Genomic DNA, 25,702 nt, shown 5'->3' on the forward strand with positions numbered 1-25,702 from the left:
CAAACCTAATATCTGGCTTCCAGACTGGACATTGCGCCAGAACCTTAAGCGGCAACAGACAGAGCAGAATAAGCGTGACTGTTTTCATATTCACCTAACGCCCGGCGCAGCGGACAAGTTGTAGCGACGAAGGAGCGGAAACTTGATCCGCCTGCCGCCGCTTGTTATGTGCTCGACCCTTCGAAGAATTCACGAAGCTCCTCGAAGAAACTATTTGTCCCAGACAGAAACCCTGTTTTGGCCTTGACTCCATCTCGCTCCAGTGCAACGGCATTTACCAATAAGAGCCTCCCGTCCACCAGCTTAACGCCCATACGCTGAGGCTGCCCGCCACCGCCGACCACTCTTACGTTCTTTATATCGCTGTGGGTATACCTACTATTTTTATAGTAAAAGCAATCATCTTCGATCGTGACCAGAGGCCTAGAGAAGATGCCTAAATGACGGTGATTATAAGTTATGCCCATAGCCCCTTACCGCACATAACAGCGTATTAGTTAGAACGTTCCACATAACTCGGTTCCTCATAACTCTGAAACCAAGGAGTGCAACCCCGAGGAAAATCCTGCCATAACAATAGGTTAAGATGCTATAGCCAATCTCCTACACGGAGTTATGCGGAACGTTCCTTATAACTCTTTTCCTTTGAACTCTGAGACAGAAAAATCAAAGATCCACCAAATCAACATGTTGGCATTTCCCTTTCCGGGTTCAGCGGAAGCTTCCGCTGAAAAGGGGAATCGCAATCCCTACTTGCTGAACGCACCCGTCGCCAAAAACACCTTCACCTGCTCAATCACGTCCCTATTCCGCATCATGAACGGATGCGTCACCGGCAGGACCAGATGATCCTGCATGCCTTCGACTTTGGTCCTTTCTACGGTGACCTTGCCATCGTTCGGGCCGGGTAATTGTGTGGAGAGCAGGAAGTTGATGGTCTGATTGCCGGCGATGATGCCGACAGGGAAATCCACCGGACCGAGCTGAGTGGGAACGCTGTCCGCGCCGGTGCCCATCTGGCTGCCGGCGGGACCGTTGAACCATTGAAATGGTGCCCAGGCACCCAAACGATCCACCACTTCGCTGCCCTGATTTGGCGGGCCGAGCATCACGGTTCGGCCAAGGCGGGGAATGGTGTGTTCGCTGAGGTACTGGCGCAGCAGGATGCCGCCCATGGAGTGGGTAACGAAATGGACGCTGCCTTCGTCGGGGCATTGCGCTAACGCAGCGGGAAGGGTCTCCGCCGCGAGGGTTTGAATAGGGTGTTTTGTCGAGGGGTAACCCTGGTTCACCACCGTATAACCGGTTTTATCCAGGGCGGTTTCCATTTTCTTCATGGCATGGGCGGTTCTGGCCAGGCCATGAAGCAGCACAACACACTGCGGTTCTTTCATGTTTTCCTCCGCCTGTGCTGCGGGCCAGGCCAGCAGGCACGCAAGCGAAAACGCCAGCGCCCCTGCCCGGCCACTCACGGGTCTAACCTAGCTGTTCCAGCGCAGTCTTGAGGCGGGCAACCGCTGCATCCACATCACCGAGCTTATCCAGGCCGAACAAGCCCACGCGGAAGGTCTTGAAGTCCGCCGGTTCGTCGCACATGAGCGGCACACCGCCGGCGGTCTGCAGGCCTTGCGCGATAAACGCCGCACCGCTTTTGATGCCATCGTCACCGGTGTAGGACACCACCACACCCGGGGCTTCAAAACCCGGGGCGGCCACGCTGGCAAAGCCGTGCTCGGCCATCAGGGCGCGTACGGCCTTGCCCAGCTGCCACTGTTCGGCTTTAACGGTCTCCAGGCCGCGCTCCACGGTTTCCATCATGGTGTCGCGGAAACCGGTCAACGCATCAGTAGGCATGGTGGCGTGGTAGGCGTGGCCACCGTTTTCATAAGCAATCATGATGTCGCGCCATTTGCGTAGGTCGCAGGCGAAGCTGGTGCTGGTGGTTTCGTGCAGGCGCTTTTCTGCGGCCTCACTGAGCATGACCAGGGCGCTGCAGGGCGAGCTGCTCCAGCCTTTTTGTGGCGCGCTGATCAGCACGTCGACGCCACAAGCCTGCATATCCACCCAAATGGTGCCGGAAGCGATACAGTCGAGCACGAACAAGCCACCTACACTATGCACTGCCTCCGCCACTTGCTTGATGTAGTCATCGGGCAAAATGATGCCGGAGGCCGTTTCCACATGGGGCGCAAACACCATGGCCGGCTTTTCAGCCTTAATAGTTGCGACCACCTCTTCAATGGGCGCCGGAGCGAACGCGGCTTGCGGCTGGTCATTGACCGGGGAAGCCTTGAGGACGGTTTCCTTCGAAGGGATCTTGCCCATCTCGAAGATCTGGCTCCAGCGGAAGCTGAAGAAACCATTGCGAATCACCAGGCAGGACTGATCGGTGGCGAACTGACGGGCCACCGCTTCCATGCCATAGCTGCCGCCACCGGGCACCACCGCCACTGAATGCGCGTTATAGACCTGCTTCAGGGTCGACGAGATATCCCGCATCACTTGCTGGAAACGCTGTGACATATGGTTCAGGGAACGGTCGGTGAAAACCACGGAGTATTCGAGCAGACCGTCACGGTCAAAATCGCGGGGTAAAGCGGGCACGGGTCTCTCCCAATCAGCCAGGTTACGGGTACGGGGTTTTTCGTCTGTCTTGGATACTGGATTGACCGGCGCACCGCAACCGTTTGCCCGCCTTCAACCGCAAAATAGTGGCAAAAGCCGGCTCAACTGTTCAAAAGACGGCCAATGACCTGTACTCCCTTGTCTATTAAGCTTATTCGCTATCATTCTTGAGCGTATACAGGCGCTGCCTCATACTATGCGCCCTTGATGACATGTAAACATGGCGTCTACTCCTATTTTTTCGGCAAGCGAGCCTGCGATCACATGACTGAGTACGTCCTGATTCTGATCAGCGCTGTGCTGGTAAACAATTTCGTGCTGGTGCAGTTCCTCGGGCTGTGTCCGTTTATGGGGGTGTCCAATAAAGTGGAAACCGCCATGGGCATGTCCTTGGCCACCACTTTCGTGCTGACGCTGTCCTCGGTGCTTGCCTACCTGACCTGGGCCTACATTCTGGTGCCCTTTGAGCTGGAATACCTGCGCACCATCAGCTTTATTCTGGTGATTGCGGTGGCCGTGCAGTTCACCGAAATGTTCGTGAAAAAAGCCAGCCCGCTGCTCTACCGGGTGCTCGGGGTCTTTTTGCCGCTGATCACTTCCAACTGTGCAGTGCTGGGCGTCGCCCTGCTGAATGTGCGCCAGGAAGATGCCACCTTTATGTCCTCTCTGACCTACGGTTTCGGGGCCGCGCTGGGCTTTTCCCTGGTGCTGATCCTGTTTGCCGCCATGCGCGAACGCATTGCCGTGGCCGATGTACCCGAAGCCTTTCGCGGCCCCAGCATCGGCCTGATCACCGCCGGTCTCATGTCACTGGCATTCATGGGCTTTTCCGGGTTGATCAAGTTATGAGAAGCCGCTTGCATGCAAACACGCATCACGCCTGCACGCAGATAAATGGAGTGCGCCCATGACCGCTGTGTTAATCGCTGTGGCAGCGTTGTTGGCTTTGGCGGCCGTGTTCGGTGCCGTGCTCGGCTTTGCTTCGGAAAAATTCAAGGTAGAAGGCGACCCGATCGTCGAGCAGATTGATTCGCTGCTGCCGCAAACCCAGTGCGGTCAGTGTGGCCACCCGGGCTGCCGCCCCTACGCGGAAGCCATTGCCGAGGGCGAAGAACACAACCGCTGCCCACCCGGCGGGCAGGACACCGTGGTGGCACTATCCGACCTGCTGGGTCGTGAAGAGCTAACCCTGGATGACGAAGGCGCCGAAGATGCCAACGTGGCCAAGGTCGCCTACATCCGCGAAGACGAGTGCATTGGTTGCACCAAATGCATCCAGGCCTGCCCGGTGGATGCCATCGTCGGCGCCGCCAAGTTGATGCACACCGTCATTGTTGATGAATGCACCGGCTGCGACCTCTGTGTGGAACCCTGTCCGGTGGACTGTATCGATATGCTGGAAGTGAAGCCGACCTTGCAAACCTGGGGCTGGCAGCGCCCGGCCGGGATTGGTGAGCGCCCGGACAGCCGCATTGAGGTGGTGAATTTATGAGACGCTTCACGCCACACGCAGCACGCCAGACGCTTGCACCGTGCAGCCTGCGAACGTTGAACGCCAAGGCCGGGGTTCGAAAATGAGCCAAGCGCAAACAAACAAAACCCGAAAAACGCGCTCTGTTTTTGCGCGTCTGACATCGGGCATTCGGCGTCCGGCGAAGATTCATGACTTCCATGGCGGCATCCACCCGCCGGAAATGAAGCACCTGTCCAACGGCACGCCCATCACCGCCGGCCCGCTACCGCAACAGCTGATATTACCGCTGAACATGCACATCGGCGCACCGGCTAAACCGCTGGTGGCACCCGGTGACAAGGTTCTCAAAGGGCAGATGATTGCCGAGCCCATCGGTGCCGTAAGCGCCGCGATCCATGCGCCAACCTCCGGTACGGTCAGCGCCATCGGTCCGCGCCCCATTCAACACCCCTCAGGCATGGATGCGGTCTGTATCGTCATCGACACCGATGGCGAAGATCAGTGGATTGAGCATCAGGGCACCATCGACTACACCGAAAAAAGCCCGGCTGAGCTGGTCGATCTGATTCGCCACGCCGGCATTGCCGGTATGGGCGGCGCAGGCTTTCCTACCAGCATCAAGGTAAACCTTGGCGACCATCAGCGCGTCGAGCAGCTAATCATCAATGCGGTGGAGTGCGAACCCTACATCACCGCCGACGATCGCCTGATGCGCGAGCGCGCCGAGCAAATCATCACCGGCATCCATATTCTTCAGTATTTGCTCAACCCCCGTCGCACCTTAATCGGGATCGAAGACAACAAGCCCGAGGCCATTTCCGCGATCAAGCGGGCCTGCAAGGGCTGCGATATCGAAGTGCGCGTAGTGCCCACCAAATACCCCTCCGGCGGCGAGAAGCAGCTGATTCAGTTGCTCACCGGCAAGGAAGTCGCCAGTGGTCAATTGCCCGCCCAAGTCGGTGTGGTCTGCCAGAACGTGGGCACCGCCTATGCCATCAAGCGGGCCGTATGTGATGGCGAACCATTGATTTCCCGGGTCACCACCCTCACCGGCGACGGCGTCAGCCAGCCCGGTAACTACGAGGTGCTGCTGGGAACCCCGGTGCGCGACTTACTGGCACACGGCAATCTGGCGGGGCTGGACATCGGCCGGCTGGTCATGGGTGGGCCAATGATGGGCTTCACCCTGCACAACCCGGGCGTGCCCGTGGTGAAAACCACAAACTGCATCATCGCCGCCAGCCCGGAAGAACTGCCGGAACCGCCACCGGAGCAACCCTGCATTCGCTGTGGCTCCTGCGCGGAAGTGTGCCCGGCCAACCTGCTACCCCAGCAACTGTACTGGCACGCCAAAAATGACGATCTGGAAAAAGCGCAGCATCACAATCTCATGGACTGCATCGAATGCGGTGCCTGCGCCTATGTCTGCCCCAGCCATATCCCGTTGGTGCAGTACTATCGCTATGCCAAGGCCGAAGTCCGTCAGCAGGCGGCGGATCAGGTAAAAGCCGACAAGGCCCGCCAGCGCTTCGAAGCGCGCCAGGCACGCATTGAACAGGAGCAGGCGGAAAAAGAAGCCCGCCGGCAGGCGCGCCTGGAAGCCAACCGCAAGAAGAAAGAAGCCGGTCCGACGGCGGCCAGCACCGTGGATGTGGCCGCGCTGAAGCAAGCTTCACTGGACGCTTCCAAAGCCTACAAAGCGGCGGTGAAAGCGGCCAAGGCTGCTGAGGCGGAAGGCGCCGACAACCTGGCTGAGCTGAAAGCCGAAGCGGACCGCCTTAAAGCCGTGGCAGACAAGGCCAAAGCGGCTGTGCGTGATGCCAAAGACGGCGCCCCCGTTGCGGCAGCTCCCGCAGAAGATACGGTGGCCAAGCTCAAGAAACAGGTCGGTGATGCCTCCAGCGCTTATAAGGCGGCAGTGAAAGTGGCCAAGGCCGCCGAAGCGGAAGGCGCTGACAATGTGGCTGAGTTGAAAGCCGAAGCAGACCAACTAAAAGCCGCCGCCGATGCACTCAAGGCGGAACTGCGCGAGGCCAAGACCAATGCCCCCGCCTCTGCCGCTCCGGTCACTCAGGCGGATCCGGTAGCCGAGTTGAAGAAACAGGTCGGTGACGCCTCCTCCGCCTACAAGGCCGCCGTCAAAACCGCCAAGCAAGCAGACGAAGACGGCGCTGATAATGCGGCGGACCTGCGTGCCGAAGCGGATCGCCTGAAAGCAGTGGCGGATCAATTGAAAGCCGATCTGCGTGACGCCAAGGCCAACGCACCGGCATCCCCTGCTCCTGTCGCACCCACAGCCTCTACCGCAGCGGCGGCCGAACAACCGGATCCGGTAGCCGCGTTGAAGAAGCAAGTTGGTGATGCCTCACTGGCCTACAAGGCGGCGGTAAAAGCGGCCAAGCAAGCCGACGAAGACGGCGCCGGCAACGCGGCAGACCTGCACAGCGAAGCCGGCCGGCTGAAAGCCATCGCGGATCAGCTAAAGGTAGAGCTGCGCGATGCCAAGGCCGCAGCACCGCCCACGCCGAAAGCGGCGCCGGCAACAACCGCCACCACGGATAGCCCCGCCGTGCCGGAAGAACAGGCACCGCAATCATTGGCCGAGGTGGATCCAGAGCAGGCAGCCAAGCGCCAGAAACGGCTGAAGGGCCTGAAAACCGCCTATAACATGGCGCACAAACAATACAAGGAAGCCCACGCTGCCTACGAGCGCGCCGAGCGTAATGAAACCGCCAGCGCCGACGAACTTCAGGCTATGCAAGGCAAGATCGACAAGCTCAAGGCCAAGGCGGACAACGCCCGCGATGCGCTGGACGCACTCGTCGAAGAAGCCAAGGCGGATATCCGCGCCCACACCGGCAAGGATTTGAAAACCCTGAAGCTGGAAGCTGCGCGTGCAGAAAGCGCCCTGGCCGACAAGCAGCAGGAACTGGAACAACAACGCAGCAGCGCATCAGAAGACACTCTGGAAGCCCTTAGCTCGGAACTCCAGGCCCTTGAAAGCGAAACCCAGATTGCCCGCAAGGCGCTCAAGCAGGCGGTAGAAGAACAAGGATTGGCAGAATGACACAACGCTGGCACGCCATCACGCAACAGGCTTCACGGGGAAAAGCACTAGGGCGAAAATTCTCCGCCGTCAGAACGGCAAGGGCTGAACCGGCATGAGCCTGATTACGTCCACCTCCCCCCATGCCACGGTGAAAAACAACACCGGTGCCTTCATGCGCCAGGTGATCTACGCCACCCTGCCTGGCCTTGCCGTCCTCACCTGGCAGTTCGGCTGGGGTTCGGTGATCAATGTGCTGTGGGCGGTCATCGTTGCGCTGGTCAGCGAGGCACTGTTCCTGAAAGCCCGAGGGCGCAACATCGCCTTCTACCTGAAAGACTACAGTGCCGTGGTCACCGCCGTTTTGCTCGGGCTCGCCCTGCCGCCCACCGCCCCCTGGTGGCTGACCCTGATCGGCGTGAGCTTTGCCATCATCGTGGCCAAGCAACTCTATGGCGGGCTGGGCATGAACCCCTTCAACCCGGCCATGGTCGGTTATGTGCTGCTGCTGATTTCCTTCCCGGTGGCCATGACCCAGTGGCTGGCGCCCGGTGAGCCACTATCGTTTGTGCAAAGCTGGCAGCTGTTCACCGGGCAGCTTCCGGTGGATGGCCTTAGCGGCGCCACTCCCCTGGACACGTTCCGCACGGTCCAGAGTTCTGCCACTGACACCGCAAACGCGCTGGCTAACCAGGGCATTCTGCATGGCCAGTTTGCCGGGCTGGGCTGGGAATGGGTCAATCTGGCGTTTCTGCTGGGCGGCCTGTATCTGATCAGCCGCAAGATCATCACCTGGCACATTCCTGTCGGCTTTCTCGCCGGCCTGGGCCTGCCTGCCCTGCTGGCCTGGCTGATTGATCCGGTGCGCTTTGCGGATCCCCTCTTCCAGCTGTTTTCCGGCGGCGCCATGCTGGGCGCGTTCTTTATCGCCACCGACCCGGTCAGCGCCGCCACCAGCCGCACGGGCCGCCTGATCTATGCACTGCTGATCGGCGTGCTGATCTGGGTGATTCGCAGCTTTGGCGGCTACCCGGACGCGGTGGCGTTTTCGGTATTGCTGTTGAACTTGTCTGCGCCCTTTATTGATTACTACACCCAGCCGCGAACCTACGGGCACAAGTCATCCAATCGAGGGGTCAGCTGATGATGCGCCATGCCATCACCAAGAACGCGGTCATCCTCGGGCTGTTTGCCATCGGTACCGCCGCCACCCTGGCCATTACCAACGAAGCCACGCTGGATCAGGTCCGTTGCAATAAACAACAAGCACTGATGACATCGCTGAACCAGGTCATGCCTCACGACCAGCACGACAACGATTTGCTCACCGACCGCATCACCGTGAGCGACCCGCTGCTGGGCCGCAACGAGCACCACCTCTATCGGGCCCGCCTCAATGGCGAGGACAACGGCGCCGTACTGGAAGCCACCGCGCCAGACGGTTACGGTGGCGCCATTGCCTTGATTGTTGGCGTGGATACGCAAGGGCAGGTCCAGGGCGTTCGTGTGGTGCCGCCACACAATGAAACCCCGGGTCTGGGCGACAGCATCGAAACCAAGAAATCCGACTGGATTCTGGGTTTCAACGGCCATTCTCTGGATAACCCCGGCCCATCGGGCTGGGCCGTGAAAAAAGATGGCGGCAACTTCGACAGCTTTACCGGCGCCACCATTACCCCTCGGGCGGTGGTCGGTGCAGTGCACCGTGCGTTGCAGTATTTTGCGGCCAACCAAAACAATCTCTTCAGTGCCCCTGCGGACACCACCCCGGTGGAGACCTGTGATGAGTGATGTGAACTACAAAAAAATCAGCATGGATGGCTTGTGGAATAACAACCCGGCCACCGTGCAGATTCTTGGCCTGTGTCCATTGCTTGCGGTCACCGGTTCCGTGGTGAATGCCATGGGCCTGGGCTTGGCAACGCTAGTGGTGCTGATGGGCTCCAACGCCTGTGTCTCGCTGATTCGCAATTACGTCACTGATGCGGTGCGTCTACCCGCCTTTGTGATGATTATCGCCGCCATGGTCACGGTGATCGAAATGCTGATGCAGGCCTACACGTTCGAGCTGTACGAAATCCTCGGCATCTTCATTCCGCTGATCGTGACCAACTGCGCCGTGCTCGGCCGCGCCGATGCCTTTGCCAGCAAGAATGCCATCCTGCCCTCCATGGTGGACGGTTTCATGATGGGCTTGGGCTTCCTGGTAATCCTGCTGATTCTGGGCGGCATGCGTGAACTGGTTGGCCAGGGCACCCTGTTCACCAACATGCAGCTGCTGTTCGGGCCCATGGCGGCCAACTGGGAACTCACTGTCATCGACAACTACGGTGGTTTCCTGCTGGCCGTCCTGCCTCCCGGGGCCTTCCTGGGCCTGGGCCTGATCATCGCCGGCAAGAACGTGATCGACAAACACCTGAAAGAAGTCCAAAAACGTAAAGCCAGCGACGAACCCAAAGTCAGCCGCCGGGTACGCACCACCGGTAAAGTCAGTTAAGCGCACCACTGCACCCGCGTAGGAGCGTCGCCGGCGGCGCGATAAAGTCGTTCCGGGTCGCGAAAGCCTGAAACGTCTGCTCTTTGAGATTCTGCTTTTCGAAACTCGCTTCTCGCAACTCGCCGCTGTTGTTATCGCGCCGCCAGCGACACTCCTACGGCAACCGTTTTCGCGGCTCAAGCGCCGCTCCTACAGCACCAACGCTACTACCAATAACGCCACCGCCACCAGCCCGTGCGGCAGAAACACGTGGCGCCAGCGCAGGATGCGCAGCAGTTCTTTCATGCCACCAGCGCGGCGGCTGCGTTCCCAGCTATCGGCGCTCTGGAAGGGGGCTATTTCGTCAACCTCGCCACGAAAATGCGCCTCGATTTTTTCGATACGCGCATAATGGGCAGACTGAAATGCCTTCCAGTGCCCTTCCACCAACCAGAACAGCAAGCTTCCCACTACCCCAACCCACAGCAGTGCCGGGCGGTCAAAAAACGCCCCTGACCCCGCCAGAATTCCAGCCAGGGTCACACTCCAGGCCTTGATGGTCAGCGACTTCTGATCAAACGAATCAATCAAGCTGGTGAGGTGGAAATATTCTGCCTGCAACTGCGCATCCAGTTGCGCAGCGTCAGTGGCTATTGCCCCCACACTCTGTTCCATACGTCCCCCCGTATGCACCTTTGTGACGGTGAATAATCATGAATCCCGGCGATAAAATACCCAATAAGAGTACTAACCAGTACGCCAGAATTGTTCCCGATCCTGGCACTGCAAACCGCTGCACAGGCGGACAATAGCATAACGCTGCGGTGATTTTTTACCTATCTTTTACCTTCACACTCTTTTGCAATTGTTCTCCGTCTCAAGACGAACTCTCTATGTCAGACTGGCTCTAACTGGCAAATAACGGAAAAGGAGTGAGCCATGAAAAGCGCAGCAATTGCCGCCCTGAGTATTGTGGGTGCCGTGGCCGTCGCAGGCGTGGGCTATGGAGCCTATCAGGCAGTAACCCCACAAAAATCAGGCTATGCCAAAGTGGTAGACGTGGAACCCATTGTGAAAACCTGGCAGGAACCGCGCGAGGTTTGTCAGCAGGTTAATGTTGAGCGCAAGAAACCCGTCAAGGATCAACACCGGGTTACCGGCAGCGTGGTCGGTGCGGTTATCGGTGGTGTGGTTGGTCACCAATTTGGTGGCGGTAGCGGCAAGGATGCCGCAACTGCGGGTGGCGCGATTGCCGGCGGTGTCGCCGGTAACCAGATCCAGAAAGGGATGCAGGAAAAAAATACCTACACCACCACGGAACAGCGTTGTAACACGGTGATGGAAAACAAAAGCCGCACTGAAGGCTACGACGTGACCTACACCTTCAATGACAGTGAAGAAACCATTCGCATGGACAAAAAACCCGGCGACCGCCTGCGCATCGAAGACGGTGACGTGGTAATTCAGTAACCCTCATCCGCGCACAAAAAAGCCCGCAACCGCGGGCTTTTTTGTGCCTTATCGGCACGCCACAAGAGCCAGTCTGCTGGCGATCAGCCAGACAACACAGATACAAACGTCTGTATAATCGTGGCATTGGCAATATCCACGATAAAGCCCCCCACAACCGGCACAATAATAAACGCTAACGGCGACGGGCCATGGTGTTGCGTCACCGCCTGAATATTCGCCACAGCGGTTGGCGTCGCGCCCATGGCAAAGCCGCAATGACCGGCACACAACACCGCCGAATCATAGTTGCGCCCCATCAGGCGGAAAGTCACGAAGGTGATAAACGTGAGCGCCAACAACACTTGCCCGATCAGCATCGCCAGCATAGGCAGTGCCAGATCCACCAACTGCAGCAACTGCAAACTCATCAGGGTAATGGCCAGGAAAATGCCCAGTGCGGTATTACCCACCACATCAATGGTTGCATCGTTAACGCGCCACAAGCGGCGTGCGGTATTGCCCAACAGGATACAGACAAACAACACCCATACGAACGTCGGCAGGCGGAACACGGAAGCGAACTCTTCCGCTGCCACCTTACCGACCACCACGCCCACCGAAAGCAGCATGAGAATGCGGATCACGCTGCCCGCTGAAATGGGGTGTGGCCGTTCAGCCTTGTCGTAGGCCGCGTCATCTTCGGCTGCCCCATGGGCCGGCGCGGCAATGCGGTAGCGACGAATCAGGAACATGGCCAGCGGGCCGCCCAGCAAGGCCCCGAATACCAAACCAAATGTGGCCGACGCCGCTGCCAGCTCAGACACACCGGTGAGCCCAAAATCCTTCTCGAATACACTGGCCCAGGCCGCGCCGGTTCCATGGCCACCGGTCATGGTGACCGAACCGCCAATCAGCCCGTAGTAGGGTTCAAGCCCCATTAACTTGGCCATGCCAACCCCGGCCAGGTCCTGCAAGGCGACCAGCACAATCACCAGCACCGCAAACAGCAGCATGGCCCAGCCTCCCTGCTTGAGAAGGCGGAAATCGGCGGCCAACCCGACGGCCCCGAAGAAAAACAGCATGGAGGGCACTTTCATGCTTTCATCGAATGTCAGGGAAACACCACCTATTTGAAGCCCCGTTACGATGATGGTGGCCAGCAAGCCACCCACCACGGGCTCCGGCATATTCAGCCGGGAAAGGATGGAAATCCGGTGCACCAGCCACTGACCTGTGCCCAGTACCAGCAGGGCAATCATCAGGGTTTCCATGGCGGAAAACTGCATCTAACTCTCCTTCTTTGGCCCCTCTATGAGGGCCTGACAAGCCGCAGCATCGAGGGAGCCTCCCTCACACTCGGCGCTTCATCCGCTATACTGCCTCGCGAACACAGGAAGATGCTATGAATCGCGAAAAACGTACCGAAATTTTTTCCCGCCTGCGTGCCCAGAACCCGCACCCGACCACTGAACTGGAGTACCAGTCGGACTTTGAACTGCTGGTTGCCGTAGTGCTTTCGGCCCAGGCCACGGATGTTGGCGTCAATAAAGCCACCGCACGCCTGTATCCGGTGGCGAATACGCCGCAAGCCATCTTTGCTCTGGGCGTCGACGGGCTTAAAGAGTACATCAAGACCATCGGCCTGTTTAACTCCAAGGCCGAAAACATCATCCAGTTGTGCCGAATTTTGATCGAACAGCACGACAGCCAGGTCCCGCGCACCCGTGAGGAGCTGGAAGCGCTACCCGGCGTGGGGCGAAAAACCGCCAATGTGGTGCTTAACACCGCCTATGGCTACCCCACCATGGCAGTGGATACCCACATCTTTCGGGTATCCAACCGCACCCGTATTGCCCCGGGCAAAAACGTACTGGAGGTCGAAAAACGACTGGTACGACTGGTGCCGGAGGAATTTCTGCGCGATGCTCATCACTGGCTGATTCTGCATGGCCGCTATGTCTGCATGGCCCGCAAGCCCAAATGCGGTGATTGCCTGATCGCGGATCTGTGCGAATACCCCCTCAGCCAGCGCCCCGCCTGAACCGGCGCTGGCGCGAGCTCGGGGAGCAGCCTTAACCTGTACTCGCGAAGGGAATCGTTATGAATACTGTTACCCGATTTGGCCTGTGCTTGCTGACTGCCCTCCCTCTGAGCCTTGCCTCGCTGGCAACCCAGGCCAATGAACTCACCCCCGGCCTCTGGGAGATTACCGCCAAACTGAATTCACCTGCAGTACCCGACGCCATGCGCAATCAGGTCCGCAAGGAATGCCTGACACAAGCCCAGGCGGCCGATCCGGAAATGGCCATGCGCGACACGTGGAAACAGGAAGGCTGTGGGGCCGGCGAAGTGACCCGTAGCGGCAAGACTCTGCACTGGAGCACCAGCTGCAAAATGCCCGGCAGCAACAGCCCCACCAAAATCCGCGGTGAAATGGTGCTGCATAATGCCAAACACTACAGCACCAGTATCACGGTCACCGGCAACAAGCAGTCCATGACCACCCACAGCGAAGCCAAATGGCTCGGTGCCTGCGATAAGTAAGGCTCATCGCGGTATTGAGGGACAGGGAGGCGAAGTTGCCTGATGCCGAATGCCTGACGGCCGACTAAACAAAACCGGCCGGGCAACTTGAGCGGCTTTTGGCGTCAGGCATCATCCCTCAGGCGCAGCACTCAGCTCACCGCTGAAGACTTTCTCGAAGAACGCCAGCACACGTTGCCAGCTGTCCTCTGAGGCGCCTGCGTCGAATTTTGATCGTAGCGGCGGCAAGGGACCCAGCTTCTTAAACGTGAAGGTCTGGTGGTCGTTCATGAAGGAATGGCCTACGTCGTCATAGCTACGGATATCGTGGGGAACACCGAGCGCCTCCATATGGCTAGCCAATCGCTCACCGTGATCACCGTAAAGCATATCCTGCTTGCCCCAGCCACCCACAGCGGGGCAAATGCCACGCAACGTCTCGGCCTTTTTGGGCATACCGCCGTAAAAGGGCGCGACGACTTGCACAGGCGCCTGGCTGGCATACAGCACAGCGAATCGCCCCCCCATGCAAAACCCCATTACCCCCACCTGGGTCACTGGCTCTTCGCTTTGGGCCAGCAACCATTCACGACAAGCTTCCAGCTGGGCAAAGGCTGGGCCTTTGCCTGTTTCATGGGCTTTCAGGGTCTTGACCACACACAACGCCTTGCTGCCAGGCAGATCATAAAGATCCGGGACCAACACCGGATAACCATTATCCGCCAGGCGTTGGGCAATGCGTTCAATATCATCGGTATAACCGAAGATATCGTGGATGGCGATCACCGCCGCCTTGTGCGGGTGAGGGTTGTCAGGGCGCAGCCAGCGGGCACGCATGGTATGGCCGCCGGGAATGGGAATGCCTACAGGTTGGTTGGACATGACAACACCATTGAATAGTGAATAACGAAACAGTGAGACTACTACTAACGCTCAGGGCCTCCCCTGTCCAACCGGGCCACTCGACCCGCGTTTTTCGTTATCTATTCATCACGGAATAACGGAACGTCAGCTTTCCTGCATGGCCACCAACCGGGCTTCCCGCAGGGCGGCAGTGCGATGTCGAGTTGCTTCCTTGTATTCCGGGTCCGCCAACATGGCGGCAAAGGCGTCTTTGGAGGGGTAGCGAACCAGTAACACATCATCCCACTGCTCACCCTCTGGCGCGATCACCCCCGCCAGTGCCTTGCCCTTCCACACCATCTCACCGCCCACACCACGCACCTTGCCAAAAGCCACGTCGGAATATTTCTGATAAGCCTCGCGGCCACTGTAATCCGCCTCGCCATCCTTGTAGACAGCCGTGTCCTTAAAACGCAGCAGGTTGAGCATCACAATGGGCGTATCTGCCGGAAGAGACGCAAAGATTTCCGGCAATTTTTTAGGGTTTGGATCAATGACAGGTTTATCACTCATAACAAGGCTCCTTTTCTTTCCAGCCTGCCGGGTCAGGCCGGCAAGGAAAAGGGCGGATTACGACATAACAACCGACAAAGTAGTCAGTATCATGAGCTGATCACGGTTATCTGTTCTGCAGCGCACAACGCAAGCAGGTCTTCACGATCCGCTGCCAGACAAAGCACCGTCATGCGTACCTGCTGCCCGTATATCACCTCTTCGACCTGCGCAGCGTTTTGCCCTGCCCAAAGCCGAATGCGCTGCTCCAATGCAAACGGCACGTCGAGCTGCACGGATGTCTGCGGAGCATGCTCCACAGGTTCCACCGCCGACAACACAGATTCCGCCGCTGCCGCATAGGCTCGCACCAGGCCACCCGCTCCCAACTTTACGCCACCGAAATATCGGATCACTACCACCAGCACATCGCTCATGCCTTTGTGCTGGATGACATTAAAAATGGGCTTTCCCGCCGTACCGGAAGGCTCACCATCGTCATTCATTGCAGCCTGTGCGGAGGCGGGATTGCCCAGCAAATAGGCATAACAATGATGGGAAGCATCCGGGTAACGCTGACGGGCCTCGTCAACAATCGCCATGGCGTCTTCACGGTGAGTAACCGGTCTCAGCCAGGTAATAAAACGGCTTTTATTGATGACGATTTCGCGATCAATCGGCGATGCAGGAACTGGGTAACCGTCGATGGGCAGCCTCCGGGACAGATAGAACACAGGACGGTATGGTAAGGTAATTCCCCCTGTGACCGAACCGCTCATTACCATGCCCATGCGCCCCCAAACGTCCCTCGACAGCCTGCGCCGACGCCGGCAGCTAGCCATTTTCATGGCCTTGCTGGTCAGCGGCATTGTGTTCGGGCCGCTCACCCACGCGCTCTACAACGATGGCAGCGTTTTCTTTCTTATCCTCAACCTGCTGCTCTGGCTAGGCGTGGGCCGGTTTATCTACCATTTACTCGCCCCCGCAACGAAAACGGGCGGCCCAAAGGCCGCCCGCACTGCAACATCACAGGATCATAACGACAAGTATCAGTGATCCAGATAAAGATAATGCTGCCAGCTCATCATTCTCAACAAGATCTGCCGCATGATCGCCACGTGGTGGAAGTGCTCTGAGTACACCGCCGCCTGAGCACTTACCCCCAACGGCAACGCTTCAACGGCCTCGTTCTTCTCAATCTCGATCATTGTCAGGGTCTCGTTATCCATGCGCTGAAACGCTTCCCCACCAACCAGCTGCTGTCCTGCAGCCAGTTGCGATTCGGCGATGGTCGGCAACACCTCAACCAGTTTCGCGCTAAAGACCTGGCCCGGCAAAGATGTGAAGGTCAGCTCCGCTTCAGAGCCCGGTTGCAGCCGCAACAACGACTGCTGGCGAAACGCCGCCACAAAACGCCGCTCTTGATCACTAACGAAGTTGGCCAGAGGTTTCAGGGGCAAAGGCACCGCCATCATCCCCGGCAATACGGCCAATTGCGTGACAAAACCATCGGTCGGCGCCCTAATGATAGTGTTTTCCAGATTGAATCTGGCCTCTTCAAGCTGCGCTTTAACCGCAGCCACAGAGGGATCATCACCATCCACTTCACCGCTCAGTTCTGTCTCAGCCTTGGCCAGCGCCGCTTTCGTCGCATCAAGATCGGCATTGGTGGCAACGACACGTTCACGTTGGGTATCGATCTGTTGCTTGCTGAATGCGGAGGCCGCGCCCTCGTAGCGCCGCAGAGTACGCACGGCCTGGTCCCGTTTCGCGGTTGCCTGGGCAACTTTGGCCCGCGCCTGTGCCACTGCGGCCACATTACCCTGAGCCAGTTGGCCCATGTCTGCCAATTGCGCCTCAAGTTGAGCCACGCGGGCTTCAAACCGGGTGCTGTCCAGCACCACCAGTGCCTCGCCTTTCTTCACCCGCGTGTTCGCTTTTACCGGTACATCCAGCACGCGAGCGCGCACTTCCGACACCAGTGGTGTAACCACATATACCTGGCGCACTTTATCGGTGAACGGATGGTTATAGTTCATGAACAACACCAACCCACCGACCAACACAATGCCACCCAGAACCGCAGTAGGAACGGTCCACTTGTTCAACGGAACCTTGAATACCTTGAAGATAAAAATACAGATAGCGGCGTAGGTAAGGAGCAATAAGGTTTCCATCAGAGAGTCCCCTCCCCGCTCTGGCCTGTCTTCTGCGCCAGTGCCTGCTCAAGCCGAGCTAACCGCTCGGACTGGGCGTCCAGTTTTTCCTGTAGCGCAGCCAACTGGGCTTCATCGGTGCGTTGATTTTCTTCTATCTGCTGAAACCCCCAACCTCGCTCAGGTCGATAGAGCGTGGCCCAGATCCATAAAAACGGCCACATCACATGCAAGGTGAAAAGACTGACCCAGCCCGCCACGTGGATCGCATCCTGGTGGGGATGGTTACGGCTTTTGGCAATGTCGTAAGGGATATCGTGAATGGCGATGATGCCGTAAAACAGCACCAACGCCACAAAAAACAGCAGGCCCAGGGCCACATAACTCAACATTCCGGCCGTCCTTTTTTCGTTATGAACGCGGCCCCTTCCGGCCACCCGTGCTAATGCTAGCAGATATCCGTGTTACAGATCCTGGCCACAACCGCTGTACAAGGTACTGTTGCGAGTCACTTTCACTTGATAGGGAAAGGCTTCACCACTCATCACGTCTTCACAGTCCTGCTCACTGATTTCCACTTTCAGGGCACCGGTCTCCGTGGTAGCCATGTAAATAGTTTCCGCGCCCTCGGTTTTGGCACCCGGGTTCGGGGTCGTCATGCTGCTATTGCCGTAGTCCCACACGAAGACCAGCCGCTCCTCCGGGTAAACCGCCAAGTGCCAACCCGGTTCGTTACCGGTAGCCCAGAAACTGGCCCCATCCGCTTTAGCTTGTGCTTTATCGGTGACGGGTTGGGCTGATGCACTGTCTGCTACACGCTCCAGCATCACGGTAATATTCCGGTTCGCTTCCTTGTCGCCAAGCTCCACTGTGTGGCGCTGAGTGGTCGTCCAGAGCAAACGCCCATCACCATCACGAATCTCCGCACGCACTGCATACGCCATCGGATGATCGTTATCGGCAAAGGACTTGTCATAGCGCAATGCGAAAGGCACCGGCACATTGCCCGGGTTATCAATCTGCTGTTCAGCGATCATTCTGGCCGGAGCATCCATTCGGGATACATCTGCCAACGTGACCGTCACTGTTGCTTGCGGTGGCATTGCCATCCGCTCGCGATACATGACCTTCCCGGCGAGCACTCGCTGTTGGGCGTTTTCCTGTTTCGCCCGATCATCCGGCAAACCTTGCGCATCCGATTCTGGCTGATCACAACCGGCAAGGGCCAAAGCAGCCCCAAGCAACAATGAAGAAAAGAGAGCATGGGTTCTGGTCATCATGGGCGTGTCCTCAAGTTGGGCTTTATCATCAGACTCAACGGCAGAAGCCCGGTTCCACCGCTTTTCACACCAGTAAAACGAAGCGAGCACAAAAAAGCAGCCCTCAGGCTGCTTCTTTTACGCTTTATTGAAAACACCTACGCAAGCAGGCGCTTTCAGAGGCGTCCTAGACCGTCACCACCAGCTCCACATCAATGTTACCGCGAGTGGCATTGGAGTACGGGCAAACCTGATGTGCATTTTCCACCAGGGCCTGCGCTTCGTTTTTTTCCAGGCCCGGAATATGGACATTGAGTGTCGCTTGAATGCCGAAGCCGCCACCCAGCGGGCCAATGCCGACCTGCCCGGTAATCGCCGTGTCCTCCGGCAATGCGACCTTGGCCTTCCCGGCAACCAGCTTCAAGGCGCCGAGAAAACAGGCGGAATAGCCCGCCGCAAACAACTGCTCCGGGTTTGTGCCTTCACCGCCTGAACCGCCCAACGCCTTCGGGGTGGCAAGCTTCACACTCAACTGGCCATCATCACTGTTGGCCTTGCCATCTCGACCGCCGGTCGCTGTGGCTGTCGCTTCGTACAATACTTTTTCCAAGCTCATCATCATTCTCCTTTCACTTAAAGTGCACTATTAAATAGTGCACTATTTATTTGTCAGTAAAAAAAATACCAAAAATATTACCCAATGAATTTTGCCAACCTAGTTCAGGTCGCTACTCGCCAGGCGGCGACGCAATGAATGCAAGTCATTGCGCAACTGCAGCAATTGGTCAGGCTCACACTGGGTAGAGCAGAGTACGGCTTCAGGAACGGCCTCGGCCGATTTCCGCAGTTTCTTGCCCTGCCCGGTCAGACGTATCTCCACCTGCCTTTCATCCGCCCGGGAGCGAGCACGCTTCACCAACTCGGCGCTCTCCAGACGCTTCAACAGGGGTGTCAGCGTGGCGGAATCCAGATACAGGCGATCGCCGATTTCCGACACGGACTGACCATCTTTCTCCCACAGCACCATCATCACCAAGTATTGGGGGTACGTCAGCCCAAGCGTCTTCAGCAGCTTGCGGTAGACCTTGTTCATCGCCAACTGGGCGGAATACAGGGCAAAACAGACCTGCATATCCAGATCGAGCAGTGAATTTTCTGATTTAGCGTCGTCACTCATAGCGCCATAATAAATAGCGCACTATTTAATTGCAAGCTTCCCAAGAAATCATCATTTACCCAGCGTGAGGCTACTGGGCGCCTGAACGCCAAGGCGCCTAACGCCTTTATCAAGACACGCTCTTCGACTTTCTCTCGCTGAAAAACCGTTGGCAGGGAATTATTGTTCGTCCCTCCAGAGGAAACGCCTACAGCGGCGTTGGAGCAGGTTTTTTCCTGTTTGTGTGGTTTTCTCGTTTGGCGTTCGACGTTGAGCGTCATGCAAAGTGCGAGAGGTTCGCGGCAATCCTGTTAAAAGACTAGAACGTATTTTTCACTCTAATCCGCGATGAACTCAAAAAAAGCCCGCCAAAAGGCGGGCAACTGTTACTTGCGTCGAGGAACATCTACTCAGGCAGTCGATGCTGCCTGAGCTTTTTTCTTTAGAACTTGTGTTCCATACCGATACCGAAGATGGTTTCTTCGGTGTCAGCCAGATCAAACTCAAGCTGCGTACCGTAAGCGTAGACTTTGCTGGCTTTGGCCAGTTTGTAGTCTGCACCCAGGCTTACCTGAGTCGCTTCTTCGTCGGATACGTCACCTTCAGTCATGCCGTACTGGGCTTTCAGCTTCACGCGATCAATCTTGAAAGCACCGCTCAGGATGTAGGAGGTTTCTTCGCCGTCCGCTTCAGTTTCTTCAGCAGTCTGGAACAGTGCGCCGATTTCGAAGTTGCCCGGCTTCAGACCAAGAGCTACACGAGTGATGTCGATGGCCGGGCTGGTACCGGTTTCATCGGTGATCAGCTCGTCGGTCATGTCCGCATCGTGAGAGATGGCACCGTAGAACATGTCTTTTTCAGCAACCAGAGACACGGAGATGGTGTCCGCCAGGCCAGTTTCCGGATCGCCGTCGCCGTCGATGTCGTTGTTTTCTGCAGGAATGAATGCAGCGTTCAGGGTTACGAGGTCACCCAGGGCAGGAGTGCTGTACTGAATGATGTTGGAAACCCGGTTTTCGCCAGACAGAACGTTCTTGATATCGCCACCGATATCATTGAACTGGTCAATCTTGCCCTGGGCTTTCTTGGTGGGGGTATCGAATTTACCCGCCTTCAGGGTACCGAAGCCGCCTTTCAAACCACCGTAGATGTTACGTTGGGTGAAGGTCTGGCCGCTTTTGTCGCCGTCGTCTACGCTGATTTCAAATTCAGCCTGGTAAATGGCTTTCAGGCCAGCTACGTCCAGATCGAAATCACCTTTAACACCCAGACGAGAAGCATTGCTGTTCAGCTCCCATGCGTCGTCGCTGGGGTTCACACCATCGTCGAACTCGGCGTTTTCCAGGGAAACGTTCACTTTACCGTAAACAGTCGGGCCATCGGCCAGGGCCAGGCCAGGCATGGCTACGGCAGCCCCCACAGCGATCGCAAGCAAATTCTTCTTCATTCCAACACTCCTTCAATCAGGCAATATTTTGTATGCAAAGTAACAGCGTGACTGAAACCCCAACCAAGCGAGGTAACGTTTACTGCTTGGTGGCGCAGTATGGGGAGAGTGGATGACTGAAAAGTTTCTCTTATGTGAAGTTTTTATTTCACAGGAACAAGGAGGGGTTATTGAAGGTCAATCTGCAGATTTTTTCGCTTGTTTCCAGGCGGTTTCCAACGCGTTTTCATCTAATAATTTCAAAGAGTTGGGCTGCTGTCGCTCCATGGTGCGAAAGCGACGTTCAAACTTGTTGGTTGCTCGGCGAAGCGCTTGTTCCGGGTCGATTTTCAGGTGGCGGGACAGGTTTACAAGGGTAAAAAGCACATCGCCGAACTCATCTTCTATGGCCTCTTTGTGACCATTTGAGAGTGCTTCGTCCAGCTCCGCCAGCTCCCGGTCAACCTGTTCACGCACGGGTTCCGGTGCCTGCCAGTCAAAGCCAATCTTGGCGGCTTTCTTCTGAACCTTGCCGGCCCGTTGCAGTGCGGGCAGGCCCTCCGGTACGCCATCAATGGCGCTGGAGTGTTCGCGCCCCTTGCGGGCGCGTTCCTGTTGCTTGATCTGTTCCCAGTTAGCCTTTACCGCCTGCTCATCACCCGCTTCGGTATCCGCAAAGACATGAGGGTGGCGCCGTACCATCTTGTCACACAGCACCTGAACCACTTCATTGAAATCAAACAGCCCCTGCTCTCGCGCCATTTGCGAATGGAAAACCACTTGCAGCAACAGGTCGCCCAACTCTTCCTTCAATTCCGGATAGTCCCGCTGGGCAATGGCCTCGGCCACTTCGAAGGCTTCTTCAATGGTATAAGGCGCAATGGAATCGAAGTCCTGCTTGATGTCCCAAGGGCAGCCGGTTTCCGGGTCGCGCAGGCGGGACATGATGGAGAGGAGAGATTCGATGGGAGTTGTAGACATGCTTTCCCCTGCTGATAGTGGCATGGCTTGCGAATCATGCAGAACCGGAATGAATAATTAATAACGAAAGGCAAAATTCTTGGCGCGGGCATGCCCTTCGGTTTTCGTTATTAACTATTCATTATTAATTATTAATTGCTATTTCTTGTAGCGCCGCACTTCCAACACACCTTTCAGTTGATCCATCTTGGCAAGCACCTTGCCCAGGTTCCCCAGGGTGGCGATCTCCAGGGTGAGCAGCATGGTGGCGGTGTTATCATCCTGATGGGACTGGGTATGCACGGCGGTCACGTTGACCTTTTCATTGGCCAGCACGGCAATCACATCCTTGAGCAGGCCCTGACGATCCCAGGCGCGCAGGAACACATCCACCGGATAGGTAATCCGGTCGGCTTCGCCCCAGGTCACTTCGATTACCCGGTTAGGGTCATCGCCCTGCATGGCCAGCAACTTCTCACAGTCGGCTCGGTGAACGGTAACGCCCCGCCCCTGGGTAATAAAACCCATGACCTGATCGCCCGGCACCGGCTGGCAGCAGCCGGCCATATGAGTGAGCAGATTCCCCACCCCATGAATGGTGATATCGCCGCTGGTGGAGGCTTTCGGCTTGGCCGGAACGAACTCCATTTCCTGCTGGTTATGGTCCGGCTGCAGGGCCTGCACCTGATTGACCACATGCCCCGGGCGCAGGTCGCCCGCACCCAACGACGCCAATACATCGTCACCGGTTTTCAGATTGAGGTGCGGCGCCAGGGTATCCAGATCCACTTTTTCCAGCGCCAGCCGCGACATCTCCTTTTCCAGGATGGTCCGGCCCTGAACGATATGCACATCACGATCCTGACGTTTGAACCATTGCTGGATTCTCGCCCGGGCGGATGACGTGGCCACATAGCCCAATGACGGGGTCAGCCAGTCACGGCTGGGGCCGCCTTCCTTGGTGGTGAGGATAGTGACCTGCTCACCGGTATTGAGGCTGTAGTTCAACGGCACGATTTGACCGTTCACCTTGGCGCCCCGGCAGCGATGCCCTACTTCGGTATGGATGTGATAGGCGAAATCCACCGGCGTGGCCCCCGCTTCCAGATCTACCACATGGCCTTCCGGGGTGAAAACATACACCCGGTCGCTGACCAGGCCGTGGCGCAGCTCGTCGACCATGGCATCCGGACTGTCGTCACCAAGCTCTTCGTGCCATTCGAGCACCTGACGCAGCCAGGTAATCCGTTGCTCGTAATCGGTAACACCACTTTTGCCTTTCTTGGCGCCTTCCTTGTAGCGCCAATGGGCACAGACACCCAGCTCCGCTTCTTCATGCATATCGAAGGTACGAATTTGTACCTCCAGCATCTTGCGTTCCGGACCTACCACCGCCGTATGCAGGCTCTGGTAACCATTGCCCTTGGGGCTGGCGATGTAATCGTCGAATTCCTTGGGCACGTGTTGCCACAGAGAATGCACAACACCCAGCGCGGCATAGCAGTCGCGCACTTGCGGCACCAGAATACGCACCGCACGCACGTCATAGACTTCACCGAAGTCCAGGTGCTTTTTCTGCATTTTCCGCCAGATGCTGTAAATGTGCTTGGCGCGCCCATTGACCTCGGCGCCACTGATACCGTTCTTTTCCAGATAGCCGCGTAAGTGCTCCAGCACATTATCAATGTACTCTTCACGTACCAGACGCTTCTCATCCAGCAGCTTGGCAATTTTCTTGTAGGCGCCCGGTTGCAGGTAACGGAAGGACAGATCCTCCAGCTCCCACTTCAACTGGCCAACACCCAGCCGGTGAGCCAGCGGCGCGTAGATATCGAAGATTTCCTGGGCCACCTTGCGCTGGCGCTCCGGCTCCGACTCCTTGACCGCACGAATGATCACCGTTCGTTCCGCAAGCTTGACCAGGGCGACGCGCACGTCGTCGACCATGGCCACCAGCATCTTGCGCATGTTATCCAGCTGACCATCCTGCTGGCCCAGTACGGCCTTGCGGGTGGGGTTGAGCGAGGTACTGATCGCCGCCATGCGCAGCACGCCTTCGATCAGGTTGGCCACATCCGGGCCGAATTCCTTTTCCACTTCCAGCAAGGTGATTTGCCCTTCCCGGACTGCCCGGTAAAGGATAGCCGCAGGAAGAATATCGCTGTCGGCTCCCAGGTCCACCAGCACTTCGCCCATTTCCAGGCCGATATCCAGGCACCCTTTGCCGTAAGGCCATACCCGACCCGCAGCTTCACCGGCAAGCTGACATTGCTCAGCGCGTTCGCAGGCCTGTTCCAGCAATGCCCGCTCGCGGACAGGTGCACGGTTTTCCAACTGCGTTATCCAGTCACGCCAGTGAACTATGGAACCTTCTGAGGGCTGTCGCCTTACCGTTACCATGGCAGAACCTGCTACTTCTTCTTCGCTTTTTCGAATACAGCGATGGACTCAACGTGGGTGGTGTGAGGGAACATGTCCATGACACCGGCCGCTTTAAGACGGTAGCCCAGCGCCATCAGTTCCCCGGCATCACGGGCCAATGTGGCCGGGTTGCATGACACATAAACAATCTTCGATGCACCAAGCCGGGGCATCAGTTTCACCATCTCCAATGCCCCGGTACGCGGCGGGTCAATCAAGATACGATCATACGCCTGTCTGGCCCAGGCCTGCCCGCTAATGTCCTGACTCAAATCCCAGGCATGAAACTCCAGGTTTTCCAGGCCGTTGCGCCGGGCGTTCTCGTAACCACGCTCCACCATGGCCTGACTGACTTCCACACCGACCACCTTGCCGGCCCGCTTGGCGGCAGGAATGGTGAAATTCCCCAGACCGCAGAACAGATCCAGCACCGTGTGTTCTGGGGAGATATCCAGCAAGTCCAGTGCCAAAGGCACCATCTTGCGGTTTATGTCTGCATTCACCTGGGTGAAATCGGTGGGATGGAAAGCCAGCTCTACCCCGGCAGACGGGTGTTTATAGTACAGGCGCTGTTCGCCGCCTTCCGGCCAGATGCGATGCACGGTACTTTCGTTACCCGGTTGCAGATAGCAGTGCCAGCCCAGATTCTGGCAAAACCCCACCAGAGCCTGTTGATCTGCCTCAGGCAATGGGTCCAGGTGGCGAATAATCAGGGCCACATCGTCATCACCGGCCGCCAGTTCAATCTGCGGGATCCGGCTGCGACTTTCCAGGCCGTGCATCAGCGTGCGCAGCTCAGAGAGGCGATGCCCCACGTCCGGAATCAACACCTCACAGGTACGCAGCTGAGCAATGAAACTGTTGCGTTTTTCCCGGAAGCCCACCAGCGTTTCGCCTTTGGCTTCCACGTACTTCACGCCCAGGCGGGCCTTGCTGCGGTATCCCGTCACTGGCCCGGTCAACGGTGCCAGCCATTCTTCCGGTTCCAGACCACCAAAATGTTGCAGCTGCTCACGCAATACCGCTTCCTTGCGCGCTACCTGCACCTCCGGGCTCATATGCTGCAGGCTGCAGCCTCCGCACAGGGTGCTGTGCTCGCAAGGCGGGGTGACCCGGTCTGGGGATGCGGTGACGATTTCCACGGCTTTGCCTTCATCGAACTTGCGGCGCATGTAGGTGAATTTGAACATCACCTCTTCACCGGGAAGCGCATTATCAATAAAGGTGGTCTTGCCATCGCGGCGGGCGATGCCCCGGCCATCATGGCTCAGGGTTTCAATGCTGGCGGGCTCCGGGGTTTCCGGTAACTGCTTGCGACGTCGTGCCATGGAGA

General features: G+C 57.5%; 26 protein-coding genes. 10 read left to right on the forward strand and 16 right to left on the reverse strand.

The annotated features are described in order from the left end of the window. Window positions 1–749 precede the first annotated feature (749 nt). Window positions 750–1,394 carry an esterase/lipase family protein gene (locus CL546_RS03090; RefSeq protein ID WP_290492970.1) on the reverse strand — a complete coding sequence of 215 codons (645 nt, stop codon included), beginning with the start codon at window positions 1,392–1,394 and terminating at the stop codon, window positions 750–752. Between the two features lie 82 nt (window positions 1,395–1,476). Beyond that, complete coding sequence (locus CL546_RS03095) at window positions 1,477–2,604, reverse strand: aminotransferase class V-fold PLP-dependent enzyme (RefSeq protein ID WP_290492971.1); 1,128 nt, start codon at window positions 2,602–2,604, stop codon at window positions 1,477–1,479. A 285-nt stretch (window positions 2,605–2,889) separates the two neighbouring features. Between CL546_RS03095 and rsxA the strand changes: the two genes are divergently transcribed. From rsxA to CL546_RS03125, 6 genes are all read left to right on the forward strand, one after another. Continuing rightward, window positions 2,890–3,474, forward strand: coding sequence for an electron transport complex subunit RsxA (gene rsxA / locus CL546_RS03100; protein WP_007150071.1), 585 nt, complete (start codon window positions 2,890–2,892; stop codon window positions 3,472–3,474). Window positions 3,475–3,532: 58 nt separating this feature from the next. After that, the gene (gene rsxB, locus CL546_RS03105) at window positions 3,533–4,117 is read left to right on the forward strand and encodes an electron transport complex subunit RsxB (RefSeq protein ID WP_290492972.1); all 585 of its coding nucleotides are present in this window, start codon (window positions 3,533–3,535) and stop codon (window positions 4,115–4,117) included. 82 nt (window positions 4,118–4,199) lie between these two features. After that, on the forward strand, window positions 4,200–7,166 hold the full coding sequence (rsxC, locus tag CL546_RS03110) for an electron transport complex subunit RsxC (RefSeq protein WP_290492973.1): 2,967 nt from the start codon (window positions 4,200–4,202) through the stop codon (window positions 7,164–7,166). A gap of 94 nt (window positions 7,167–7,260) precedes the next feature. Further along, window positions 7,261–8,289 carry an electron transport complex subunit RsxD gene (rsxD, locus tag CL546_RS03115; RefSeq protein WP_290492974.1) on the forward strand — a complete coding sequence of 343 codons (1,029 nt, stop codon included), beginning with the start codon at window positions 7,261–7,263 and terminating at the stop codon, window positions 8,287–8,289. Further along, complete coding sequence (gene rsxG / locus CL546_RS03120) at window positions 8,289–8,936, forward strand: electron transport complex subunit RsxG (RefSeq protein WP_290492975.1); 648 nt, start codon at window positions 8,289–8,291, stop codon at window positions 8,934–8,936. The genes rsxD and rsxG overlap by 1 nt, the downstream gene beginning before the upstream one ends. Then, on the forward strand, window positions 8,929–9,642 hold the full coding sequence (locus CL546_RS03125; protein ID WP_290492976.1) for an electron transport complex subunit E: 714 nt from the start codon (window positions 8,929–8,931) through the stop codon (window positions 9,640–9,642). Before rsxG ends, CL546_RS03125 begins: the two co-directional genes overlap by 8 nt. 189 nt (window positions 9,643–9,831) lie before the next feature. On the opposite strand, the gene CL546_RS03130 is transcribed toward CL546_RS03125, so the two are convergent. Beyond that, entirely contained in the window at window positions 9,832–10,296 is a 465-nt protein-coding gene (locus CL546_RS03130) for a hypothetical protein (protein WP_290492977.1), read from the reverse strand. A gap of 264 nt (window positions 10,297–10,560) precedes the next feature. Here CL546_RS03130 and CL546_RS03135 point away from each other — a divergent pair, with 264 nt between their 5' ends. Next, window positions 10,561–11,091 (forward strand): glycine zipper 2TM domain-containing protein, encoded by a 531-nt coding sequence (locus CL546_RS03135; RefSeq protein ID WP_290492978.1) that lies wholly within the window; start codon window positions 10,561–10,563, stop codon window positions 11,089–11,091. An 83-nt stretch (window positions 11,092–11,174) separates the two neighbouring features. Here the strand turns inward: CL546_RS03135 and gltS are convergent, their stop codons facing one another. Beyond that, on the reverse strand, window positions 11,175–12,359 hold the full coding sequence (gene gltS, locus CL546_RS03140) for a sodium/glutamate symporter (protein WP_290492979.1): 1,185 nt from the start codon (window positions 12,357–12,359) through the stop codon (window positions 11,175–11,177). A 116-nt stretch (window positions 12,360–12,475) separates the two neighbouring features. Here gltS and nth point away from each other — a divergent pair, with 116 nt between their 5' ends. Then, window positions 12,476–13,114 (forward strand): endonuclease III, encoded by a 639-nt coding sequence (gene nth / locus CL546_RS03145; RefSeq protein WP_290492980.1) that lies wholly within the window; start codon window positions 12,476–12,478, stop codon window positions 13,112–13,114. Window positions 13,115–13,173: 59 nt separating this feature from the next. Beyond that, window positions 13,174–13,617, forward strand: coding sequence for a DUF3617 domain-containing protein (locus CL546_RS03150; RefSeq protein ID WP_290492981.1), 444 nt, complete (start codon window positions 13,174–13,176; stop codon window positions 13,615–13,617). A 111-nt stretch (window positions 13,618–13,728) separates the two neighbouring features. Here the strand turns inward: CL546_RS03150 and CL546_RS03155 are convergent, their stop codons facing one another. From CL546_RS03155 to CL546_RS03165, 3 genes are all read right to left on the reverse strand, one after another. After that, complete coding sequence (locus tag CL546_RS03155) at window positions 13,729–14,478, reverse strand: dienelactone hydrolase family protein (RefSeq protein ID WP_290492982.1); 750 nt, start codon at window positions 14,476–14,478, stop codon at window positions 13,729–13,731. Window positions 14,479–14,604: 126 nt separating this feature from the next. After that, on the reverse strand, window positions 14,605–15,012 hold the full coding sequence (locus CL546_RS03160) for a DUF1330 domain-containing protein (RefSeq protein ID WP_290492983.1): 408 nt from the start codon (window positions 15,010–15,012) through the stop codon (window positions 14,605–14,607). A gap of 89 nt (window positions 15,013–15,101) precedes the next feature. Continuing rightward, on the reverse strand, window positions 15,102–15,725 hold the full coding sequence (locus CL546_RS03165) for an IMPACT family protein (protein ID WP_290492984.1): 624 nt from the start codon (window positions 15,723–15,725) through the stop codon (window positions 15,102–15,104). Between the two features lie 28 nt (window positions 15,726–15,753). On the opposite strand from CL546_RS03165, the gene CL546_RS03170 reads away from it, so the two are divergent. Further along, the gene (locus tag CL546_RS03170) at window positions 15,754–16,047 is read left to right on the forward strand and encodes a hypothetical protein (RefSeq protein WP_290492985.1); all 294 of its coding nucleotides are present in this window, start codon (window positions 15,754–15,756) and stop codon (window positions 16,045–16,047) included. On the opposite strand, the gene CL546_RS03175 is transcribed toward CL546_RS03170, so the two are convergent. From CL546_RS03175 to rlmD, 9 genes are all read right to left on the reverse strand, one after another. Beyond that, on the reverse strand, window positions 16,041–17,168 hold the full coding sequence (locus CL546_RS03175) for an HlyD family secretion protein (protein ID WP_290492986.1): 1,128 nt from the start codon (window positions 17,166–17,168) through the stop codon (window positions 16,041–16,043). The two genes, CL546_RS03170 and CL546_RS03175, sit on opposite strands and share 7 nt — an antisense overlap. Further along, on the reverse strand, window positions 17,168–17,539 hold the full coding sequence (locus tag CL546_RS16525; protein ID WP_366603467.1) for a DUF3302 domain-containing protein: 372 nt from the start codon (window positions 17,537–17,539) through the stop codon (window positions 17,168–17,170). Before CL546_RS16525 ends, CL546_RS03175 begins: the two co-directional genes overlap by 1 nt. Before the next feature lie 72 nt (window positions 17,540–17,611). Next, the gene (locus CL546_RS03185) at window positions 17,612–18,427 is read right to left on the reverse strand and encodes a YbaY family lipoprotein (protein WP_290492987.1); all 816 of its coding nucleotides are present in this window, start codon (window positions 18,425–18,427) and stop codon (window positions 17,612–17,614) included. Between the two features lie 166 nt (window positions 18,428–18,593). Beyond that, complete coding sequence (locus tag CL546_RS03190) at window positions 18,594–19,022, reverse strand: organic hydroperoxide resistance protein (protein WP_290492988.1); 429 nt, start codon at window positions 19,020–19,022, stop codon at window positions 18,594–18,596. A 99-nt stretch (window positions 19,023–19,121) separates the two neighbouring features. Then, window positions 19,122–19,583: a MarR family winged helix-turn-helix transcriptional regulator gene (locus CL546_RS03195; protein WP_290492989.1), complete on the reverse strand. Its 462-nt coding sequence runs from the start codon at window positions 19,581–19,583 to the stop codon at window positions 19,122–19,124. 421 nt (window positions 19,584–20,004) lie between these two features. Beyond that, window positions 20,005–21,009, reverse strand: a complete 1,005-nt coding sequence (locus CL546_RS03200) for a porin (RefSeq protein ID WP_290492990.1) — start codon at window positions 21,007–21,009, stop codon at window positions 20,005–20,007. Between the two features lie 177 nt (window positions 21,010–21,186). Further along, window positions 21,187–21,969 carry a nucleoside triphosphate pyrophosphohydrolase gene (gene mazG, locus CL546_RS03205; protein WP_290492991.1) on the reverse strand — a complete coding sequence of 261 codons (783 nt, stop codon included), beginning with the start codon at window positions 21,967–21,969 and terminating at the stop codon, window positions 21,187–21,189. 138 nt (window positions 21,970–22,107) lie between these two features. Then, window positions 22,108–24,348, reverse strand: coding sequence for a GTP diphosphokinase (gene relA, locus CL546_RS03210; RefSeq protein ID WP_290492992.1), 2,241 nt, complete (start codon window positions 24,346–24,348; stop codon window positions 22,108–22,110). Window positions 24,349–24,359: 11 nt separating this feature from the next. Further along, on the reverse strand, window positions 24,360–25,697 hold the full coding sequence (gene rlmD, locus CL546_RS03215) for a 23S rRNA (uracil(1939)-C(5))-methyltransferase RlmD (protein WP_290492993.1): 1,338 nt from the start codon (window positions 25,695–25,697) through the stop codon (window positions 24,360–24,362). Window positions 25,698–25,702: the final 5 nt, after the last annotated feature.

The organism is Alcanivorax sp. (assembly GCF_002726155.1).
Taxonomy (GTDB): domain Bacteria; phylum Pseudomonadota; class Gammaproteobacteria; order Pseudomonadales; family Alcanivoracaceae; genus Alcanivorax.

Coding starts and splice junctions, on each gene's coding strand:
- CL546_RS03090 (WP_290492970.1), bottom strand. CDS start 1,394: ATGAAAGAACCGCAGTGTGTTGTGCTGCTTCATGGCCTGGCCAGAACC.
- rsxA (WP_007150071.1), top strand. CDS start 2,890: ATGACTGAGTACGTCCTGATTCTGATCAGCGCTGTGCTGGTAAACAAT.
- rsxB (WP_290492972.1), top strand. CDS start 3,533: ATGACCGCTGTGTTAATCGCTGTGGCAGCGTTGTTGGCTTTGGCGGCC.
- rsxC (WP_290492973.1), top strand. CDS start 4,200: ATGAGCCAAGCGCAAACAAACAAAACCCGAAAAACGCGCTCTGTTTTT.
- rsxD (WP_290492974.1), top strand. CDS start 7,261: ATGAGCCTGATTACGTCCACCTCCCCCCATGCCACGGTGAAAAACAAC.
- rsxG (WP_290492975.1), top strand. CDS start 8,289: ATGATGCGCCATGCCATCACCAAGAACGCGGTCATCCTCGGGCTGTTT.
- CL546_RS03125 (WP_290492976.1), top strand. CDS start 8,929: ATGAGTGATGTGAACTACAAAAAAATCAGCATGGATGGCTTGTGGAAT.
- CL546_RS03130 (WP_290492977.1), bottom strand. CDS start 10,296: ATGGAACAGAGTGTGGGGGCAATAGCCACTGACGCTGCGCAACTGGAT.
- CL546_RS03135 (WP_290492978.1), top strand. CDS start 10,561: ATGAAAAGCGCAGCAATTGCCGCCCTGAGTATTGTGGGTGCCGTGGCC.
- gltS (WP_290492979.1), bottom strand. CDS start 12,359: ATGCAGTTTTCCGCCATGGAAACCCTGATGATTGCCCTGCTGGTACTG.
- nth (WP_290492980.1), top strand. CDS start 12,476: ATGAATCGCGAAAAACGTACCGAAATTTTTTCCCGCCTGCGTGCCCAG.
- CL546_RS03150 (WP_290492981.1), top strand. CDS start 13,174: ATGAATACTGTTACCCGATTTGGCCTGTGCTTGCTGACTGCCCTCCCT.
- CL546_RS03155 (WP_290492982.1), bottom strand. CDS start 14,478: ATGTCCAACCAACCTGTAGGCATTCCCATTCCCGGCGGCCATACCATG.
- CL546_RS03160 (WP_290492983.1), bottom strand. CDS start 15,012: ATGAGTGATAAACCTGTCATTGATCCAAACCCTAAAAAATTGCCGGAA.
- CL546_RS03175 (WP_290492986.1), bottom strand. CDS start 17,168: ATGGAAACCTTATTGCTCCTTACCTACGCCGCTATCTGTATTTTTATC.
- CL546_RS16525 (WP_366603467.1), bottom strand. CDS start 17,539: ATGTTGAGTTATGTGGCCCTGGGCCTGCTGTTTTTTGTGGCGTTGGTG.
- CL546_RS03185 (WP_290492987.1), bottom strand. CDS start 18,427: ATGATGACCAGAACCCATGCTCTCTTTTCTTCATTGTTGCTTGGGGCT.
- CL546_RS03190 (WP_290492988.1), bottom strand. CDS start 19,022: ATGAGCTTGGAAAAAGTATTGTACGAAGCGACAGCCACAGCGACCGGC.
- CL546_RS03195 (WP_290492989.1), bottom strand. CDS start 19,583: ATGAGTGACGACGCTAAATCAGAAAATTCACTGCTCGATCTGGATATG.
- CL546_RS03200 (WP_290492990.1), bottom strand. CDS start 21,009: ATGAAGAAGAATTTGCTTGCGATCGCTGTGGGGGCTGCCGTAGCCATG.
- mazG (WP_290492991.1), bottom strand. CDS start 21,969: ATGTCTACAACTCCCATCGAATCTCTCCTCTCCATCATGTCCCGCCTG.
- relA (WP_290492992.1), bottom strand. CDS start 24,348: ATGGTAACGGTAAGGCGACAGCCCTCAGAAGGTTCCATAGTTCACTGG.
- rlmD (WP_290492993.1), bottom strand. CDS start 25,697: ATGGCACGACGTCGCAAGCAGTTACCGGAAACCCCGGAGCCCGCCAGC.